The sequence below is a fragment of the Holdemania massiliensis AP2 genome (genome assembly GCF_000327285.1).
GTDB lineage: Bacteria > Bacillota_I > Bacilli_A > Erysipelotrichales > Erysipelotrichaceae > Holdemania > Holdemania massiliensis.
In genome coordinates this window covers 1,497,274-1,516,061 of sequence record NZ_HE998567.1, presented here as the reverse complement: position 1 = coordinate 1,516,061, position 18,788 = coordinate 1,497,274, and the positions used below count along the sequence as shown (strand labels likewise).

The 18,788-nt window shown below is 41.4% G+C and carries 14 protein-coding genes and 6 tRNA genes; 18 read left to right on the top strand and 2 right to left on the bottom strand.

The window, feature by feature from the left end; genetic code table 11:
- The first annotated feature begins 65 nt into the window (after positions 1-65).
- Complete coding sequence (locus BN162_RS07140; protein ID WP_020224386.1) at positions 66-1,682, top strand: hypothetical protein; 1,617 nt, start codon at positions 66-68, stop codon at positions 1,680-1,682.
- Positions 1,683-2,278: 596 nt separating this feature from the next.
- Here the strand turns inward: BN162_RS07140 and BN162_RS07135 are convergent.
- The gene (locus tag BN162_RS07135) at positions 2,279-3,586 is read right to left on the bottom strand and encodes an IS30 family transposase (RefSeq protein WP_040451220.1); all 1,308 of its coding nucleotides are present in this window, start codon (positions 3,584-3,586) and stop codon (positions 2,279-2,281) included.
- A gap of 234 nt (positions 3,587-3,820) precedes the next feature.
- On the opposite strand from BN162_RS07135, the gene BN162_RS07130 reads away from it, so the two are divergent.
- The 17 genes from BN162_RS07130 to BN162_RS07050 all read left to right on the top strand — a co-directional run bounded on the left by BN162_RS07130 (position 3,821) and on the right by BN162_RS07050 (position 17,027).
- Positions 3,821-3,896, top strand: a tRNA-Val gene (locus tag BN162_RS07130).
- Positions 3,897-3,906: 10 nt separating this feature from the next.
- A tRNA-Thr gene (locus BN162_RS07125) sits at positions 3,907-3,982 on the top strand.
- A 6-nt stretch (positions 3,983-3,988) separates the two neighbouring features.
- A tRNA-Tyr gene (locus BN162_RS07120) sits at positions 3,989-4,073 on the top strand.
- A gap of 16 nt (positions 4,074-4,089) precedes the next feature.
- Positions 4,090-4,165: transfer RNA gene (locus tag BN162_RS07115), tRNA-Gln, on the top strand.
- 21 nt (positions 4,166-4,186) lie between these two features.
- Positions 4,187-4,262: transfer RNA gene (locus BN162_RS07110), tRNA-Lys, on the top strand.
- A gap of 9 nt (positions 4,263-4,271) precedes the next feature.
- Positions 4,272-4,345 (top strand) — tRNA-Gly (locus tag BN162_RS07105).
- A 274-nt stretch (positions 4,346-4,619) separates the two neighbouring features.
- Entirely contained in the window at positions 4,620-6,476 is a 1,857-nt protein-coding gene (locus tag BN162_RS07100; RefSeq protein WP_020224383.1) for a beta-glucoside-specific PTS transporter subunit IIABC, read from the top strand.
- A gap of 2 nt (positions 6,477-6,478) precedes the next feature.
- Positions 6,479-7,861 carry a glycoside hydrolase family 1 protein gene (locus BN162_RS07095; RefSeq protein ID WP_020224382.1) on the top strand — a complete coding sequence of 461 codons (1,383 nt, stop codon included), beginning with the start codon at positions 6,479-6,481 and terminating at the stop codon, positions 7,859-7,861.
- 12 nt (positions 7,862-7,873) lie between these two features.
- Positions 7,874-8,707: a PRD domain-containing protein gene (locus BN162_RS07090; protein WP_020224381.1), complete on the top strand. Its 834-nt coding sequence runs from the start codon at positions 7,874-7,876 to the stop codon at positions 8,705-8,707.
- A 674-nt stretch (positions 8,708-9,381) separates the two neighbouring features.
- Positions 9,382-11,379, top strand: a complete 1,998-nt coding sequence (locus tag BN162_RS07085) for a BglG family transcription antiterminator (RefSeq protein ID WP_020224380.1) — start codon at positions 9,382-9,384, stop codon at positions 11,377-11,379.
- Between the two features lie 114 nt (positions 11,380-11,493).
- A complete protein-coding gene (locus BN162_RS07080) occupies positions 11,494-11,901 on the top strand; it encodes a PTS sugar transporter subunit IIA (protein WP_020224379.1) in 408 nt (135 codons plus the stop codon).
- Between the two features lie 19 nt (positions 11,902-11,920).
- Complete coding sequence (locus tag BN162_RS07075; RefSeq protein WP_020224378.1) at positions 11,921-12,415, top strand: PTS sugar transporter subunit IIB; 495 nt, start codon at positions 11,921-11,923, stop codon at positions 12,413-12,415.
- Positions 12,416-12,459: 44 nt separating this feature from the next.
- Positions 12,460-13,251, top strand: coding sequence for a PTS mannose/fructose/sorbose/N-acetylgalactosamine transporter subunit IIC (locus BN162_RS07070; RefSeq protein ID WP_020224377.1), 792 nt, complete (start codon positions 12,460-12,462; stop codon positions 13,249-13,251).
- Positions 13,251-14,069 (top strand): PTS system mannose/fructose/sorbose family transporter subunit IID, encoded by an 819-nt coding sequence (locus tag BN162_RS07065; RefSeq protein ID WP_020224376.1) that lies wholly within the window; start codon positions 13,251-13,253, stop codon positions 14,067-14,069. The genes BN162_RS07070 and BN162_RS07065 overlap by 1 nt, the downstream gene beginning before the upstream one ends.
- A 68-nt stretch (positions 14,070-14,137) precedes the next feature.
- Positions 14,138-15,034 carry a hypothetical protein gene (locus tag BN162_RS07060; RefSeq protein ID WP_020224375.1) on the top strand — a complete coding sequence of 299 codons (897 nt, stop codon included), beginning with the start codon at positions 14,138-14,140 and terminating at the stop codon, positions 15,032-15,034.
- Positions 15,031-15,849, top strand: coding sequence for a ChbG/HpnK family deacetylase (locus BN162_RS07055; protein WP_020224374.1), 819 nt, complete (start codon positions 15,031-15,033; stop codon positions 15,847-15,849). Before BN162_RS07060 ends, BN162_RS07055 begins: the two co-directional genes overlap by 4 nt.
- Complete coding sequence (locus tag BN162_RS07050) at positions 15,840-17,027, top strand: N-acetylglucosamine-6-phosphate deacetylase (protein ID WP_020224373.1); 1,188 nt, start codon at positions 15,840-15,842, stop codon at positions 17,025-17,027. Before BN162_RS07055 ends, BN162_RS07050 begins: the two co-directional genes overlap by 10 nt.
- A 304-nt stretch (positions 17,028-17,331) precedes the next feature.
- On the opposite strand, the gene BN162_RS07045 is transcribed toward BN162_RS07050, so the two are convergent.
- Positions 17,332-18,735 carry a M20 family metallopeptidase gene (locus BN162_RS07045; RefSeq protein WP_020224372.1) on the bottom strand — a complete coding sequence of 468 codons (1,404 nt, stop codon included), beginning with the start codon at positions 18,733-18,735 and terminating at the stop codon, positions 17,332-17,334.
- Positions 18,736-18,788: the final 53 nt, after the last annotated feature.

Below are 18,788 nucleotides of genomic sequence, written 5' to 3'. Positions count from 1 at the left end.
ATTTGTCAATCTTTTAGAAGTCTGTTACCATGATAACGGTTTAATTGGACACTGAGGTGAAGAAAATGCGAAGACTAGTATTTATTTGGATCGGATTCATGGTCATGCTTGGAGGGTGTACCCAAGAAAAGCCTTGTATCGCTGAAAACGGAATAATCTGTTATGATGAAGAACTGCAGCAATATCAAGTTGAAAAGGACGCTAAAGTCAGAGTTATGGTAGAAACCGAAGCTTATGGTCAGGCGTTAGTTGAACTTTGGAATCAAGAGCACCCTGAAGAGATGAATGTGATTGAACCGATTGTCGTACAGGATTTTGATGCCGCGACATGGCTGGGGTATAAAACTGACATCGCCTTGCTGTGGAGCAATGATGCCGCGCAGATCATTAATCATTTTATGCCGGTCCAACCTGAATTAAAAGATGAGATTCAGGAACATGTACCACTGCAATTTGGCGAACTTTTAAATCTGGATGGTTTACGTTATGTGCCGATGAGTTATTATGGAATGGTATTTTCCACCAATGTCACAATGCTTGGTGAACTGGGCTATGATGTAACGGATGATAATGAGGATGGTTTGGTTGATAATTTTGATAGTTTCGAAAAATTGATGGCGCTGGCAGATGACTGGAATGGTCGTGAACGGGATTATCATAATCGGAAAATAACGGCTGTTTTCCCATTTTCATTATCTGAGCTGTGGGCTTCTCTTGGATTTTTTAGTGCTGATGATTTTCGCTTCTTTGCATCCCATGAAGCACTTGCGCCGGGTGTAGGTTCTGATAGTTTCTTGGAGACTTTAAAATTCATGAGAGCAATGGGAGAACATCCTTGGTATTTAAATGCAAATGAAGAGGATGAGAGCGATGAGGCACAGTCAGCTGACTTGAATGAAACGGAGGAAGATCCAGCAGAGACTGACCCAGAAATAGAGAAAACAGAAGAGGAATTACCGTCAGATGCAGATGAGCAACAAGAAGCCCAAGATAATTCTGAAACTGAAGAAGAGATTCTTCCTTATCGTGTAGAGAATGATCGAGTTTTTGAAGAGGGATGGCTGTATGACAGCTATCTGGAAAAACTAATATCGCCTTTTTCCTTAGTAGGAACTTGGATGTATTACAACCAGCAGGAAGATATAGAACAACAGGATTTTTACTTTTCTCCTATGCCTTCGTGGGAAAGTATTACACTCGCACCTTTAGCGAAGACAAAAGGTTACTTGCTTGCGGAAGGAACAAAATATCCTTCAGCATCGAACGAAGTTCTGCGATTAATTCGCAGCGAAATGGGTATTCAAGCCTATATAAGTACAGTTAATACGATCCCGGCAGTAACAAATGTGGATAAACTTGAGAATCGTCCTATATCATCTGAAGAGGAAATGGAAGATAAGGTGGATTCTGATCGGATTAAGCCTTATTATCTAGAGTTTAAAAATGAAAATCAAAGGCAGATCAGCTATGCTTTCTCTTTCTCTCAAGAAGAATCTATGGTTGCTTTTGAAAAAGATCCCTCAGTTAGAGGCTGGGATATGCTTGCTGAAATTCAGTTGATCGAAATTGCCGAAGATGTGATAAAACAGAGAATTGCGCCAGAAGATGCCCTATTGAATTTGATTGAAAATAGTGAATCTTGGATGTTGCCATATCAGCCAGTTGAAGAAAAAACTGAATAACTCGATAATTTGAAATCCTGCTTTTGAGTGTGAACTTGTGAGGAAAACTTAGAAAATGGAAATCAATAGATAAAAATATTTTGATTCTAGCTCAGTATTATTGTGTTCTTCTAACTTATTAAAGATGTTTCAGATTTATTCCAATTTCCTTATTGACAACGAGCCTCTGCCCCTAAGAACCCAAAGCATTGCCCAAGGACGAAAATAATATGTTTACGAGTCTTGGCTGCACAAGTATATCTTAGGGGCACTCGTTTTCAATAAGTTTTCTCGGCATAAAATCATTAAATATATAAGAAAGCAGAGATACTTTCAGAGAAAAAAATTAGAGTGTAGTTCAGTGTAGGTCAATTGTAAAGGTAAATGCAAGTACGGAGAAAAAGGAAAAGACAGGATAAGAAAAGGGAAAAAAGGAAGAAAGAAAATAAAAAAAGAAGGGAAGAAATCGGAGAAAAGTGTTAAAATAACGATAGAAACGAGATGAAAAGGGTACAAGAAAAGACATTTAGAGAAATGCAGTTTATTTCGTAGAGTAAATGCAATCGTCTAAATTCGTTTTGAACACTGTGATTAACGTATCTCCCTGTGTGTAACATTTACTTGTTTTTCAGGCCATGTAGGGAAAGACAAACGTTTTCAGGAGCGATTTGGACAACCCCTAATTTATCCAACGTTTCATTCCCAAACAGAAGACTGAATAACTCAATAGGTGAGTGATTGTTCAGTCTTTTTCTTTTGTAGGAATTGATATGGCTTGAAATGAGATTGAGCTGTTCTTGTGTTAAATCATCAAAGGATAAGCCTTTCGGGAAGAAGCGTCGAAGCATCTCGTGATTGTTCTCGCAAGCCCCTTTTTGATAGGAAGCGGCAGGATCACAATAGAACAAGCGGGATCGAGGCTGATTCAAGGCATCGTTTTCAATGGCAGTTGGATTAGAGAATTCAGAGCCATTGTCCGTTAAAATCAATTCAAACATTTTTTTAAATAGCTCAGGACCTAAGGCTTGTTCATAGAGTTGATCGATTTGATGAATGACAGCTTGGGAAGTGTGGTGATCGGTCAGAAAGTATAATTGAAAGTTGCAGGATCTGAAGAGGAAGGTGAGAATACACTTTCCGCCTTTCACACCTTCGACCGTGTCCATCTCAACAATAGAGACATCGGGATTCGTTTGGATGAAATTCTGAAAATCTTCATAAGTGCGATGAAGGCGACATTTCTTATCGACTTTGTGTTGTCTTCGCCCTGATTTTCTAGGCTTTAAACGGCACTTTCGAGGCAAATCTAGGTTTTTGATATCCGGAAGTAGGTTGGCATCAATAAGATTATAAATCGTTTTCTCATCACAAGGGAGAATGTCGGCTTTGACCAGACAGGCATGATGAACCGATTGCTTCTTGTCTTTGATCAGTGGAGTCAGTTCCCGATTAATGAAAGTGAGTTCAAGTTCGGATAAATTGAAACCGGAACGAGATTCAACCAAGGTATCGCGATATTCTTGATGAGCGACATCCGCCTTATAATCTTTTTGTTCCAGTGTGCAGCGATTGCGATGAGGACAACCATTACAGACATAAGGGGGATGAGAAAGAGAAGGGCAGATTTCTTTCTCATAACGCTGGCAAAAACGGAAGCAGTGGCCGCAAAAGCGACAGTTTCCGTTTTGAAAACGGCAATGAGGCTGACAGACGCATCGGAGCCGGCATTCAAAGCGATGCACACAGTCATTCATCATGCGGACTTGAGGATAAGAGGAACGATCACGGACAAGCAGATGGTTTCTAATTTCGCGGGAGATCGTGGAGGGACTTTTGGAAAGTAAAAGAGCAATAGAATGAAACGGAGAACGATGACTAAGTTCAGATTGAATCGTGATACGATCTTGTAAAGTAAAGTGGCTCATAAGACAAACCTCCTAAACAAGCAGGGAGATACAATAAAATGATAACCGATTTGCAAGAGTAAATGCAGGTTAAGGTTTTGCAAATGTAAGTGCAATCTTTTCTAATACTTGAGTTGCATTTACTTTTGCAAGTTACTGTAGTTCAGTGTAGGACAAAAAAATCAAATTTAATGTTGACGAGATTCTTATCTTATGATATATTATTAAAGCGCTGGTAATCAGCAATAAAAAGATGGAGGCTTAGCTCAGTTGGGAGAGCGTCTGCCTTACAAGCAGAGGGTCGGGGGTTCGAGCCCCTCAGCCTCCACCATTTTTTTATTGCCGACTTAGCTCAATTGGCAGAGCAACTGATTTGTAATCAGTAGGTTGTAGGTTCGATTCCTATAGTCGGCACCAGGAGTTGGAGAGGTAGCGAAGTGGCTAAACGCGGCTGACTGTAAATCAGTTCCCAACGGGTTCGGCAGTTCGAATCTGCCCCTCTCCACCATTCTTTTTTAAGATAGTGGGGCATAGCCAAGCGGTAAGGCAACAGACTTTGACTCTGTCATTTCCCTGGTTCGACCCCAGGTGCCCCAGCCATTTTTTATTTAGATTATCTATGTCCCGGTAGCTCAGGCGGTAGAGCAACTGACTTTTAATCAGTGGGTCGAAGGTTCGATTCCTTTCCGGGACACCACTTAATTATGCGAATGTAGTTCAATGGTAGAACTTCAGCCTTCCAAGCTGACTACGTGGGTTCGATTCCCATCATTCGCTCCATTAATCATTATAACCCTGTTAGGGTTTTTTTATTATTTGTTCTTACGAAATGGATTAAGAAGGTATTTAACTTTGAGAACTGCACGTTAGTTATGAAAAAAGAAACAGAGAATAAAAATTTAAAAAGTTTACATCTCCTATTGTAGACGCTCAGTTCTTGTGTTATTATGAAACTAGTTTTAAGGCATGTTACTGATTTCGTTCAGGCAAGACCTAATAAAAAACGTATGTTTTTTGTTGGGTCTTTTTTAGTGCCTTAGTGAGGAGGAACAACATGAAGTATGCTGAACTGGCTCAGAAAATTGTAGATTTTTTGGGTGGAAAAAGCAACATCCGACAAGTAACACACTGTGCAACACGATTACGTTTTATTGTGAAAGATGAAGCGATAATCAACGAAGAAGCAATAAAACAACTGTCTGGTGTACTCGAACTGAATAAACGAATGGGCGAGATCCAAGTAGTAATTGGCAATGAAGTTCAAAGCGTATTCTATGCCGTAAATCAAATTGTCGGTGAACACAAGGAATCCTCAGAAAAAGTTCAAAAAAAGGGAAACCTTATCTCCTTGGTTATTGATACGATTGCAGGAATTTTTACTCCAATTTTACCAGCATTGTGCGGCTGTGCAATGCTACAGGCTGTATTGGTTATGCTTACCACGTTCAACTGGATAGCAACAGATTCCTCTACTTATCAAATCATCAATTATTGTTCAAACGTGATCTTCTATTTTTTGCCAATGCTGCTGGCATTTACATCAGCGAAGAAATTTGGCTGTAATCCCTTTGTAGCTGTAGTTCTAGCAGGCTGTCTTCTGCATCCTGACTTCATCGCGATGACGAACTCTGGAACTCCGCTGACATTGTTTGGCCTTCCCGTTACAGCGGCCTCCTATTCATCCTCGGTATTACCCATCATCATTGCAATTTGGGTGATGTCTTATGTTGAACGTTTTGCGGAGCGAATTACGCCTTCTTTTGTTAAATACTTCATTAAACCTTTGATCACGTTAATGGTCATGATCCCCTTAACATTGGTTATCATTGGTCCTGCAGGAGCGATCTGCGGCAATTATCTAGCAATGCTGGTGGCCTGGCTTCAGGAACAGGCAGGCTGGCTGGTGACGATTGTTATGTCTGTCATTGCCCCACTGATTGTCATTACAGGAATGCAGTATGCATTGTTTCCATTAGTTTTCCAGTCATTGGCTTCATTGGGCTATATCGTTTTGATGGGAGTTACGGGACTGCCAACGAATCTGGGGCAGGGAGGAGCCTGCTTTGCGGTAGCATTAAGGACTAAGGATAAAGAATTTCGCCAGCTTGCTGTTTCAGCTGGTTTAACTGCCTGCTTTGGAATTTCGGAGCCTGCTTTTTATGGGGTTACACTCAAGTTGAAAAGGCCATTCTGGGCTGTTCTTGCGTCAGGGTTCACCGGTGGGATTGTAGCTGTAATCATGGGATTACGTGCGTATACGTTCCTGAGTCCGGGATTGATGGCTTTTCCAGGCTTTATTGCAGGCGGAGTTTCCAATATATTAGCTTTTGTCGTTTGTTGTATCGTTTCTTTTGTAACGGCTTTTATTCTGACTCTTGCTTTGGGATTTGATGACCAAGAAGAAACAAATGATTCGAAAACGATGTACGAAAAGGAGCGACCTGCTAATGAAATAGAAGAAACATTGTTTGCACCTGTGACAGGACAGATCTGTGAATTAAGCGAAGTCCAAGATAAAATATTTTCTGAAGGTATTTTGGGACCCGGTCTGGCAATACGACCGCAAGAGGGACAAGTCTATGCGCCTGTCTCCGGAACAATTACTGCGTTATTTGAAACTCGTCACGCAATCGGTATTACGACAGAATTAGGTACTGAGATTTTAATTCATTTAGGAATTGATACAGTAAATCTGCAAGGGAATGGTTTTCAGAACAAGGTTGTAAAAGGGGAAAAAGTCAGTTCCGGACAATTAATTGCTACAATGGATTTAGACCGTTTAAATGAACTGGGATATGATATGATAACGCCTGTAGTTATAACAAATGGCGAACATGTTCAGATTCAGCAGCTTGCGGGCGGAGTGGCAACCGCTAATACCCCACTGCTTCGCGTGAAAAAGGGGGAATAAGAATGGGGAAAACCAAAATGTTATTGGGGGCGGCTTTATCCGCTTCTCAAAGCGAGGGGGCTTATGATGAAGATGGGAAAGGCTTATCCATCAGTGATACCGTACCGGCTGGACGCAGGGATCTGACACGACGATATCCGAAGCCGGATGGCAAGCATTATTATCCTACGCATCAGGCTGTGGATTTCTACCATCGTTATCAGGAAGATATTGGTCTTATGGCAGAGTGTGGATTGGAATGTTTGCGCTTTTCTTTCGCTTGGTCACGTTTTTTTCCACAGGGAGAGGAGATACAGCCAAATCCATTGGCAGTTAAACATTATGATGATTTAATCGACAAATTATTGGCTGAAAAGATCGTGCCCATCGTTACGATGAGTCATCTGGAAATCCCGCAGGCGCTTGCTGAAAAGTATGGAGGATGGGAAAACAAGGAGTTTATACGTTGTTTTCTGAGATATAGTCAGTTTTTATTGGAACACTATGGCGATCGAGTGAAGTATTGGATTACGTTTAATGAGATGAATATGTTATTGTATTTTCCATGTACGCTGGCGGTGGGGGTAGATCTTACGGATAAGCCTGAAGAAGCAAAAGCTCAAGCCTTGCATAATATGTTGTATGCTAACGCACAGACAATCGCTGCCGCACATGCGTTAGGAAAAGGGATTCAGATTGGAGCTATGATTGCCTATTCACCAATCTATCCAGTTGACTGCAGACCGGAAAATATTATGTTGGCCTATGATTTAGAACGAAATGCCCTTTCAATAGCGGATGTTTTAGTCCGTGGGAAATATCCTGGTACATATGAAAGAAAGATTGATGAACAAGCTCTGCAGTTGGAACGAACGCAAGCGGAATTAGATACGTTGGCTCAGAATCCTGTTGATTTTCTCACGACATCTTATTACTGCAGCAATGCTGCAAGCATTGAAGCAACCGCAGAAAAAAGTGCGGGTAATTTGTTCGGTGGTGCTCGTAATCCATTTTTAAAGACAAGCGAATGGGGTTGGCAGATTGATCCACAGGGGCTGCGTTACGCTCTTAATTATTTGTATGATCGATATCAGATTCCACTGATGATTGTGGAAAATGGTTTGGGAGCTCGGGATGTGGTAACGAATGATATAATTGAAGATGATTATCGAATTGCTTACCTTGAGGCTCATCTTCATGCTTTAAATGAAGCTGAGAAGGATGGTGTAGAAATTCTTGCTTATACTATGTGGAGTTTTTTGGATCAGGTATCTGCATCTAGTGGACAAATGTCAAAGCGTTATGGTTTAGTGTATTGTGATGTAGATGATAATGGCATCGGAACTTTTAAAAGAATAAAAAAGAAATCATTTTATTGGATGCAGAATCAAATCAAAAACAGATAGGGGGTGAACTCCGTGGTGATCGTGAAACTCTTGAATTCAAGCGTGGTACTGGCTCAGGAGCAGGATAAGGAATATATTTTATTTGGACGTGGGTTAGGCTACAATCATAAAAAAGGTGATATTGTCGATCCTTCGCAAATTGAACGGGTTTTTGTTCCACAGAATTGTACTCAAATCAGTGACTATGCGGAAATGTTGGAAAAGGCTGACATCCGGATTATTGAGATTGCTGGACAGATTACGAAATTAGCACAGGCACAGTTATCCTGCGAGCTAAGCCCTTATCTCTCGATAGCTTTGATCGATCATCTTCAATTTGCTTGGGAGCGCATGCAAAAAGGAGTGCGCCTGCAAAATAAGCTGGTATTTGAGGTCCAGCGGATTTATCCGGAAGAGTTTGCGGTAGGGCAGCAGGGAAGATTGCTCATGAATGCTGCATTTAATCAGGAATTTCCAATTGATGAAGCGGGAAACATTGCTTTTCATATTGTCAATGCTCGCGATAAAGAACAAGATCCATCTTCTAGTTATTTGATCGTTGAGATGATTAAAGATATTTTAAACATCTGCAAATATCACTTTCATAGAGAAATTGATTTCAATAGCCTGGATTATTCCAGATTAATCATTCATCTGGAGTTTTTTGCCAAACGAGTTTTGCGTAAAGAATTGCTGGAGAATTCTGACCTGAGTATGCTTGGGATGATTCGTCAGCGATGTAGTCAGGAATATCAATGTGCGGAAAAAATAAAAAAGTATGTTGCCAGCAGTTATGGACAGGAATTGAGCGAAGAAGAAATGTTGTATCTGACAGTTCATCTGAATCGAGTTTTGCGGCTTCGATAATTAGAGAATCAGTTGTTGCCCGCAAGGAGAAGTCAAAAAGAGCTTGGTTTTCTAGGCGAAAAAATCAAAATTAAGCTTGTGTAGTGTATTCATCGTCATATCCTTTTTAGGGTCCTTTGTTTTCTGATAATGACGTGTTTCAGTAAAAAACTGAGGAGATATTGTAAATGTTTTAAGAAAATTGATTTTTTATGGGGGTTTTTTTGATTTTTTGCGTATATTATAAATAGAGAAACAAAATTGTCTGTTTGGTTAGTTCAATTATTAAAGTAGTTTCTCTGAGCTCAAAAATGATTTTTTGAGCAGCCTGGTAAGCTATATGCTCTGTATCAGGACGAGTGATTTGGGAACTCATTAAATAAAACCCTGTGCAGTTCGAACTAACCAAGTAAAAGCCTCGTAGCCAGAGGCTTTTTTACTTAGTTAGTTCGATGATTTTCAAAGAAAATCTATTATTCAATTGTTAACATCTCAGAGAAATTTAAAATTTCTAATTGCTTGGTTAACCCTTATTCATTTTTGCAGCAAGATTCTAGTTCGGATGAAAAAGTAGACTTTACCTGACGATTGAAATATAATAAGAATTACTGGAAAAACCCTACTTTTTAAGCGTGAATTTGCCTGGTGCAAAAAGTCTACTTTATGAACCAACTACAAAAGATGGAGGGATTAGAATGGCCAATGAAAAAAAGAGAATTCTACAGTTGTTCTATATTCTTGCTCAGCAGGAAGAGTATATTCGGTCTTTTGAACTTGCCAAGAAAGTAGGGGTTACTGAGCGGACGATAAAAAATGATATTGCTGAATTAGAAGCTTTTGCTAGAGCGAGCGGCGCTGATTTGATAGCTAAAAAAGGAAAAGGCTATGTTCTTAAGGTTTTCGACGAGGAACGATTTGCTCCTGTTAAAAAGCAGTTAACCATTCATTTTTCAGCGGTTGGGGAAACGCCTCGGGCACAGAATGACAGAACGAATGATATTTTGCGACGTATCATTGTAGAGGAAAAATTTTTAACAATAGAAGACATTGCTGATGAGCTTTATCTCACGAAGAGTTCAATCCGAGAAGAAATGAAAGAAGTAAATTTTCTTCTAAGCAAATTTAATTTGCGTCTTAAAAAAAGGCATGAAGAGGGTCCTCTGGTAAAAGGCAGTGAATTTGATCGAAGAATGTTAATGTTGTGTATTTTTGAAAATCACTATCACGAGGCAGTGAATCTGTATAAAAATACAGATTATTTGTCTTTCTTTGAAAGGGAGGATGAGGAGCGCTATGAAATTCGGCACATTTTTTTAAAGACATTAAGAGAATCAGAATGCCATATTTTAGATGGAAACACACAGCGTTTATCCCGTTATCTATTACTGATGGTTTCTCGTTATCAAGCAGGATATACTATTACTTTATCTCAAAAACAGCGTGATTATATCCATCGTTTTCAGGAATATCATGTAGCTAAAATGGTTATTGAAAATTGCGGACATTTTTCTGGTTTTGATGTCAGTGAAGATGAAATTCTGGCTTTTGGTCTGCTTCTGATTTTCTGGGCAGATATTCCATTTGATTGTGATCTTTCTGAAAAATATTTTGAATTGGCAGAAGAGGCTGACAAATTAAGCATAGCTTTTTGTAAATCCATAAAAAAAGATTACCATGTTGATCTTACATTAATTCCAGATTGGAATCAGATTTTGTGCGCTGGATTGATCCCGCTTTTGGTACAAAAAGATTTCAATGCGTTATTCCATAGTGTAAAAAGTTTGCATTCAGAAGATTCCCGAATTCAAGATTGCCCTTTGGCTGCAAAATTGACCTATAATTTATCTTCTATGTTTGAGACCCAGTATCATTGTAAACTTGGTCTGTATAATTTACTTACTTTTGCTGGTCATCTAAATACATTGCTGCTTATGATTTCCTATCCCTTTAAACCTATTCGAGCGGTCTTATCGAATGGCGGTGGTTATATTTCGTCAGGAATTTTAAAACAGATGATCGAAAGGCGATTTGATTCCTATTTTGCTTGTTTAGATGTTTATGAACTTTATGAAATGCGAAAATTGCCAGTGGAAGATTATGATTGGGCGATTTTAAGTTATCCATATTATTCCTATAAGTATGACTGGCCTTGCTTAATGGTTAACAGCATTCCGACGCAAAAACAAATGAATGATATTTACAATCAAGTGATCTTGTCAGGTGTTCAGCTGCAGTCAGTTCTTAATCATCTTCATTTGTCTGTTTTTAATGTTTATCGGGATTTTGAGTATGAGAACATGGATTCTTTTATTCGGTTAATAAGTTTTAAGATGGGAAAAGACGCTGAGAGTGTGGAACAGATTAATGCGGATCTGCATTTTTCGGCAAAAACCAGTGTTGCCAATAAAGTGTGTATTTTATTTATTAAAAGGCGTTTTGTTAGTCAAGGTGTTTTTGAAATCTATCAGCTAAATCAGGAAAAAATATTTGATGATCAGCCAATTTTGCATATTGTTGTAATCAGTGTAGATTTTGATCATTGTTTAGAGGCTGCAAGATTTGTGAATGATCTGTTAATGACATTTTTCAGGGATAATGAAAATCTGTGGATGCTGATTGAAAATCATCATGTTATCGGGTTGACGGAGATTGTTCGCGAGAGTTTGAAGGCTTTGCCAATTTCACTTATGTAAGGGAAATATAGAAAGTTTTCCCTTTTTTTTCGGAAAAAATGGACGTGGTAACGCTTACAATAACGGGATATAGTTAACTCGTTGATAAGAAATACAACAAGAAAGGGGTATAGCATGCTGAAAATCTTTTTGTCATCCCATGGTCATTTAGCCAGCGGTATGAAAAGTTCGCTGGATATTTTGATGGGGGCTTCCAACAATGTTACTGTATTTGACGCGTATATTGATCAATCATCAGTTCAGGAAAAATTAGATGCTTTTTATGCAGAGGTTTCTGAAGAAGATCAAGTCTTATTAATGTCAGATTTAATTGGCGGAAGTGTTAATCAGGTCATGATGACTTATCTGCAGAAGCCAAATACAACGTTGATTGGGGGCGTAAATCTGGCCTGTGTTCTTGAGCTTTCAACTAAGACGGAAGTGACTGCTGAGGAACTTGAACAAATTGTTGAGCAGAGCCGATCAATGCTAAGTATTGTGCAGTTGCCGGACTTAACGGAGGAACAAGAGGATTTTTTCTAAAGAAAGGAGGATGTAAAAAATGATTAAATTAGTACGTTTAGATGAGCGATTAATCCATGGACAGGTCGCGATTAAATGGTCCAGACATACGGGGGTGGATCGAATTGTAGTAGCTAATGATGAGGCTGCTGCAAATAAAATCATTCAGCAAAGCTTAATGATGGCTGCTCCTGCTACCGCTAAGGTAACCATTCGTTCTGTTGCCGATTCTATTACATTACTGAAAGATCCGCGTGCGGCAGGGCATAAGATCCTGGTTATCATTTCTAATCCAAAAGATTTAATTCAGATTTTGGAGGAAGTGAAGGATATTCCGTTGATCAATGTTGGCAACTATGGACGCATTGCGCCAAAGCAAGGCGATCTTGCCAGACGGACGTATGGTTCCAATTTGTATGCTTACGAGGATGAAGTTGAAGATTTTAAGAAAGTTCTGAGCTTTGGAATCGATACGGTTTATCAAACCACACCGGAAGATAATCCGGAGAAATTAAGTAAGATTCTGGGATTGTAAACCAACATATTACCGTAGTTTATTAGGAAAAGAGGAGGAGAAATATGGTATCCGCAGCTTTACAAATTTGTTTAGCCTATTATATCATTGCTATTTTAGATCCCTACATCATGTCTTGGCAGTGTCTTAATCGCCCAATCGTTGTTGCTCCACTGGCGGGTCTGATTTTGGGGGACTTCAAAACAGGTATCATTATGGGGGCTTCTTTGGAATCGATCTTCATGGGAATTTCAGCAATCGGGGGTTCTATTCCCGCTGATGCTACAACATCCAGCATCATCGCCGTTGCTTATACCATTCTGACGGGTGCCGATATTGAAGCAGGCTTGGCTATTGCCTTACCTATTGGTACGGTCATGGCTTCTATTGCTGGTATGTTTACACCGATCTGGGCTTCTCTGGCCGCTTATTGGGAGAAACTGGCGGCGGAGTGCAACCCGCGTAAATTTGCATTCCAAACGATTGGTTTTTCATGCTTGACACCGTTGATCAACGTCGTCATTCTGTTCTTTGCTGTTTCGTATGGTGTTGAAGGCTTGAATGCTTTCTTGGCGGGCATGCCGACGTGGGTTATGACGGGTCTGGGTGCTGCAACTTCCATGATGTTGGGCGTTGGCTTCGCGATCTTAACCTCAATGATCTGGAATAACGAAGTGGGCATCTTCTTCTTTGTCGGTTATGTCCTGGTTGCTTATTTAGGCATGGCTACTTTGCCAATCGCTATCTTAGGTGCGGCAATTGCAATCACGATGTTTATGGGAGAAAAGCGCAGTATTGATTTAAAGAATTCATTGACAAGTGCGGCAGCAAAGACAGATGAGGAGGATTTCTTCTAATGGACAAGAAAGTATTAACACCAGAAGAAAAGAAAATTTTAAAATCCATGTTCCTGCGGTCCCATTTGGTGTTCACCAGCTTTAATATGGTGAAAATGGAAGCGAATGGTTTTACGATCACAATGGCCCCGGCGATTGAGAGTATTTATAAGGATGATATGGAAGGAAAGCGTGAAGCGTACCTGCGGCATCAGAATTTCTTCAATACACATGCGGTTCCATTCAGTTTTATTGCGGGTTTAGCTTATGCCATGGAAAAAGAGCATAAGGAGAAAAACTCAATCGATGGTCAAACGATTGAAAGTATCAAAGCTGCTCTGATGGGTCCGACAGCGGGAATGTTTGACAGCTTGTTCTTCAACTGCCTTCGAATCATTGCGGCCGGGATCGGTATTGGCTTGTGTGCGGAAGGCTCGATATTAGGAACTTTGATCTTCATCCTGCTTTATGGGGTCACGCAGTCGATTGTTAAGTATTTCTTTGTGAACTGGGGTTATATTTATGGCACCTCTTTCATCGACATGGTCTTCTCTTCTGGACTGATGGGAGCCTTGACCAAGGCGGCTTCCGTTCTTGGCTTGATCATGGTTGGTGCCATGACGGCTCAGATGGTTAGTGTTCCATTAAATTGGACGTTGAATGTGGGGCAGACATCCGTTGTTATTGGGGATGTTCTGAATTCCATCTTCCCGGGGCTGTTAGGTGTAGTCTTGTTATTTACCTTAGTCCGTCTGATTAAAAAGGGAGCTCGTCCGACACAGCTGATTCTAGGCATCTTCGTGTTTGCTTTGGTTGGTGCTTTCTTCAGAATTTTCTAAAAATTAGAGTTTAGTTTAGGCTATGGAGGACTGAGCTTCATAGCCTGTTTTCCCTTCGGAGGTAACGCATGAAAGATGAAATGATGTTGGTCGGCGTGACGTTGGCACGTCGTTATACGCAAAAACAAAAAGAGGTTTTTTTAGCGGAGATGTGCCGGCAGTGCCGGCAGGCAGGCTGGAAAACGGAATTCCAGACTCAGCACTCCCGCCTACTGCATGTCTGCAATCTGGTGATTGGCGATCTTGCTCACGCGAAGACGGTTATTGCCTGCGCTTATGACACGCCGGTTAAGGCGCATCTGCCGATTCGGTATTATCCACTGAATCCGCGCAAGAATACGCAGGCAGAGGGCTGGAATTTAGCGTTAGAATGGGGATTGGCAGCGCTTTGTTTTTTCATAGCTGCCTTTGCTGTTTATTCCTTGAAGTCATTAAGCTTAGCGATGAAAATAGTCATGGTGATTCTTGCTATTTTGACAGCTTGTATCGGTATCAGCCTGCTCTATAATCGCGGCAACCGCATGAATTTTAACCGCAACAGTGCTTCCGTGGCATTAGTACTTCGATTGATTCAGGAGTGTTCCTCTTCCACAACAACCGCATTTGTGTTGGTAGATCAATGCTGCAGTTCTTATGAAGGATTGAAGCTCTTAAAAGAGCATTGTCCATCGCAGGCGGAAGTTATTTTACTCGATTGTTTGGCTTATGGGGAGAAAATGGTCTGTGCGCACAAAAAAGGGGTTGACGTTTCTGGCTGGAAAGCGGAAGATTGGATTGATAAGATTTATGAGAATCCTGATAATGGTCTGCGCTTTTTTGACCGCAGTGTGCTTTTAGCGTCCGGATCCATTGATAAGCATCAGTTTGTTGTGCGGCATACACGTTCCAACCGAGATTGTCAGATCGATATCCCACGACTGGAGCGTATTTTAGAAATATTGAAAGGCAGGATAAATGGAAGATGAAAAAATTATTATTTCAGAGTGATGATTATGGTTTAACGGATGCTGTGGCGGATGGGATTCTGAAAGGGATTCATCAGGGGATTATTCGCAATACAGGTTTATTTGTGAACATGCCCAGTTCTGCGCGGGCTGCTGAAAAAATTCGGGATTGTGCCGAAGTCTGCGTAGGGATTGATATCAATCTGGTTGCAGGAAAGCCGATCAGCGATCCTGCAGAAGTCCCGTCATTGGTCAATTCTGATGGACACTTTGTGCCTTCAGTTCAGCGTATGCGCGAGGGCAAGGTGATCGGACGGCAGGGAATGTGTCTGTGTTTTGAGCAAGATCCCTATAATTATGAAGAGGTCTTGTTGGAAACTGAAAATCAGGTCAAACGGTTTATTGAATTGATGGGCCGTAAACCAGAGTATTTTCATGGCCATTCGATGGCAACTCCGAATACACAAAAGGCAGCGCGAGTCATTGCGGAAAAATATAATATTCTGATGACCCTGGATGTCATGAACAGTAACGCTATATCGATGATTCCCTGCACATGGACACCGAAGCCTTTTCCGATCGAAGATCAGCTAAAAACGGATGTGGAGCAGCATTTTCTCCAAGCTTTGCAAGCTTCATTGCAGCATGAAATTGGTTATTTTATCTGTCATTGCGGATTTGTGGAGGAAGATCTGATGAAAGAAACGACCTACACCATGATTCGTATGAAAGATTTAGCCATGGCGACCAGTCCCAAAGTAAAAGCTTTTCTGAAAGAGCATCAGATCGAATTAATTACTTATCGTGATTTAAAGGAGGAATGTTCATGTTTGTAAAATCTAATCGTATAATTACAGATCAGGGAATGATCAGCGGTATTTTAAACATTGATGAAGGCCGGATCATAGAAATTTTACCGCCTACGGCTAGAGTAGCCATTGATATTGATGCTGAAGATCATCGGATTCTGCCGGGAATTATCGACACGCACAATCATGGAACAATGGGGTATGGCTTAATGGGAGAACAGGAAAATCCTGAAGCTGTGGTTCGTGGTTACTTGAAAGGTTTAGCCTCACAAGGTGTCACTGCCTGTCTGCCGACAGCGGATTTCAGCTTGTTTGAAGCGATCGTGAAGGTGGTGGCCCAAGGACCGATTGATGGTGCGAAGCCGATCGGTATTCATAGTGAAGGGCCTTATTTGAATCGTGTTGGAGAAAAGGGGATTGATACCGGACATCCAGATATCGATTTACAGCATGTTCAGGATATGATTGATACGGCGCAGGGAATGTTGAAGCTGGTTGCCATTGCGCCGGAACTGCCGGGTGCGAAAGCTGCGATTGAATTGCTGAGTTCGCAGGGGGTTCGTTGTGCTTTTGCCCACAGCAATGCCTTGTATCAGGAGGCGCTGACTTCTTTTGATTGGGGGATCACCGTTACTACACATACCGCAAATGTAATGGAAGGTATTCATCATCGTCGAATGGGAGGCTTAGGCGCCTGCCTGCTCAATGATGAGGTTTATAATGAATTGATCTGCGACGGGCTGCATGTTGCCAATGAGATGATTGAGCTGATGCTGCGGGTAAAAAAGAATCCGTATGATCGTTTTATGATGGTTTCTGATAATGTACCGATGGCAGGGGCGCCGATCGGACGCTATCATCTGTCCGGAATGTTCGACGTCAATATCGATGAGCAAGGGTATTGCTTATCGGATACAGGACGTTTGTGTGGATCTACTTTGCCGGTTATTCGAGGAATTCGTAATTTAGCTGAAAATTTGCATTTGCCGCTGACGGAAATCGTAAAAATGAGTTCGCGGAATCCGGCTTTAGTCTATGGTGCAACCCATAAGGGTAGGCTGGCAGCGGGCATGGATGCTGACTTTATTATTATTGACGAAGATTATCAAGTGTTGAAAACGTTCAGCGAAGGGCATTGTGTATACGATGCAGAAACAGACACCGATTTGTTTAATCCTGAATTTTTAAAGGCTTGCGCGTGCTGATTTAGGTTTAAGGCGTCAGGATCTCCTCTTATGCCTAAAGAAACTTAGTAACAGAAGCGATGAGACAGAATCTCAGATTTTGAGTCGCATTCTTTTCCAGTCAGACCCTTGAGAATTTTTTTAAGCGAAATGACATTCTAAAATAAGCTGAATTTATTTGATTTAATTGCATCACTAAACAAAAAAGAATGAACAGTGTGATTTGCGGATTTACGATCAGTTCATTCTTTTTCATATATATGAAGATTTAGTTTGTCTGGAATAGAGGCGGATGCGATTTTCTCACTAGCCTACGTATTTAACATTATTGAATAATATGGGGTTTAACGTCTTTCGGAATCAAGCATTCATAGGTCTGTCCTGCCAGACGTTCTTCAAATTCTGCCTTGGCCTTTTCGATAATTTCCGGACGTTCAAAGCAGGCTTCCACAGCCTGAGCCATAACTTCAGCAGCCAGCATCATGCCTTTGTAGGCGAGCGTGGATTTGCCTTGAGCGACCCATTGCCATGTATGACCTCCGGCTCCATAACTGTAACAAGCGGTATTGATTTGAGCTGTTGGGACAACCCAACTGACATCGCCGACATCGGTCGATCCCATTGAGCATTCATCAACGCAGCGATGGCGTAGGATGATATCACAGATATCACTGTTTTGTATGTTGGCGATCAGCGTTTTAGGCTCCGCGATGACCGCGGTGACTTCGCTCTCCGGTTCCAGCGGATAGGTATCACGGAACTGTTTGGCATATGCCCGTTCGGCTTCAGTATAGGCCGGGACTCCAACTTTAAAGAAAGCGTCTTCCAGTACTTGCTCAAGTGTGAAATTAGGGATGACGTTGCTAAGTCCTTCATCAAAGATGACATCACAGGTTGTACCGGTCATCATGGCAGCACCTTTTGCGATGTTGATCACCCGTTCGTATAATTTTTGGCATTTAGGATTGGTCGTGGAACGAACGAGATATTTGACTTCCGCTTCGGCCTGAACAACGTTGGGAGAAATCCCTCCAGCATTCGTATAAGCGTAATGCACGCGTTCTTTGGAATCCATGTGTTCGCGCAGATAATTGACACCCACACTCATCAGTTCCACGGCGTCCAGCGCACTGCGCCCGGCTTCCGGATTGCCGGCGGCATGGCTGGAAACGCCATGGAAACGGAAATAGCATTGAATACAGGATTGATTGGAACCCGAAGAAACAACATTCAGTGTAGATGGGTGCCACGTAATGGCGGCATCTGCGTCGTCAAAGAAGCCGTCGCGGGCAAGATAGGCTTTGCCGCTGCCACTTTCCTCAGCGGGACAGCCAACCATCTTGATGGTGCCTGACAGTTTGTTTTTTTCTAAATAGTCTTTAACCATCATGGCGGCGGCGATCGAGCCTGTACCCAAAAGGTGATGTCCGCAGCCGTGTCCGGTAGCCACGCCTTCAATCGGTTTATATTCGGAAACATCCGCTTCCTGACTTAATCCGTAGAGGGCATCGAACTCAGCCAACAGACAGATCACCGGATGACCGCTGCCCCATACTCCAACAAATGCGGTTTCCATACCGCAAATGCCTTCCGTAACCGTGAAGCCTTCTTGACGTAAAAACTTACTCATTGCTGCGGCAGAGCGGTGTTCTAAAAAGCCGGGTTCGGCATAACCCCAAAGCTCTTTTTGCAATTCATATAAAGCTTGATTCTGCGTATTTGATAACAAGGTGAAACCTCCTTTACTCATTTAAAAAAATGATACCCTGAGATGCAGAAAAA

Excerpts from the sequence above, each read along its gene's own strand:
- BN162_RS07140 (WP_020224386.1), top strand. The coding sequence starts at position 66 with ATGCGAAGACTAGTATTTATTTGGATCGGATTCATGGTCATGCTTGGA.
- BN162_RS07135 (WP_040451220.1), bottom strand. The coding sequence starts at position 3,586 with ATGAGCCACTTTACTTTACAAGATCGTATCACGATTCAATCTGAACTT.
- BN162_RS07100 (WP_020224383.1), top strand. The coding sequence starts at position 4,620 with ATGAAGTATGCTGAACTGGCTCAGAAAATTGTAGATTTTTTGGGTGGA.
- BN162_RS07095 (WP_020224382.1), top strand. The coding sequence starts at position 6,479 with ATGGGGAAAACCAAAATGTTATTGGGGGCGGCTTTATCCGCTTCTCAA.
- BN162_RS07085 (WP_020224380.1), top strand. The coding sequence starts at position 9,382 with ATGGCCAATGAAAAAAAGAGAATTCTACAGTTGTTCTATATTCTTGCT.
- BN162_RS07080 (WP_020224379.1), top strand. The coding sequence starts at position 11,494 with ATGCTGAAAATCTTTTTGTCATCCCATGGTCATTTAGCCAGCGGTATG.
- BN162_RS07075 (WP_020224378.1), top strand. The coding sequence starts at position 11,921 with ATGATTAAATTAGTACGTTTAGATGAGCGATTAATCCATGGACAGGTC.
- BN162_RS07070 (WP_020224377.1), top strand. The coding sequence starts at position 12,460 with ATGGTATCCGCAGCTTTACAAATTTGTTTAGCCTATTATATCATTGCT.
- BN162_RS07065 (WP_020224376.1), top strand. The coding sequence starts at position 13,251 with ATGGACAAGAAAGTATTAACACCAGAAGAAAAGAAAATTTTAAAATCC.
- BN162_RS07060 (WP_020224375.1), top strand. The coding sequence starts at position 14,138 with ATGAAAGATGAAATGATGTTGGTCGGCGTGACGTTGGCACGTCGTTAT.
- BN162_RS07055 (WP_020224374.1), top strand. The coding sequence starts at position 15,031 with ATGAAAAAATTATTATTTCAGAGTGATGATTATGGTTTAACGGATGCT.
- BN162_RS07050 (WP_020224373.1), top strand. The coding sequence starts at position 15,840 with ATGTTTGTAAAATCTAATCGTATAATTACAGATCAGGGAATGATCAGC.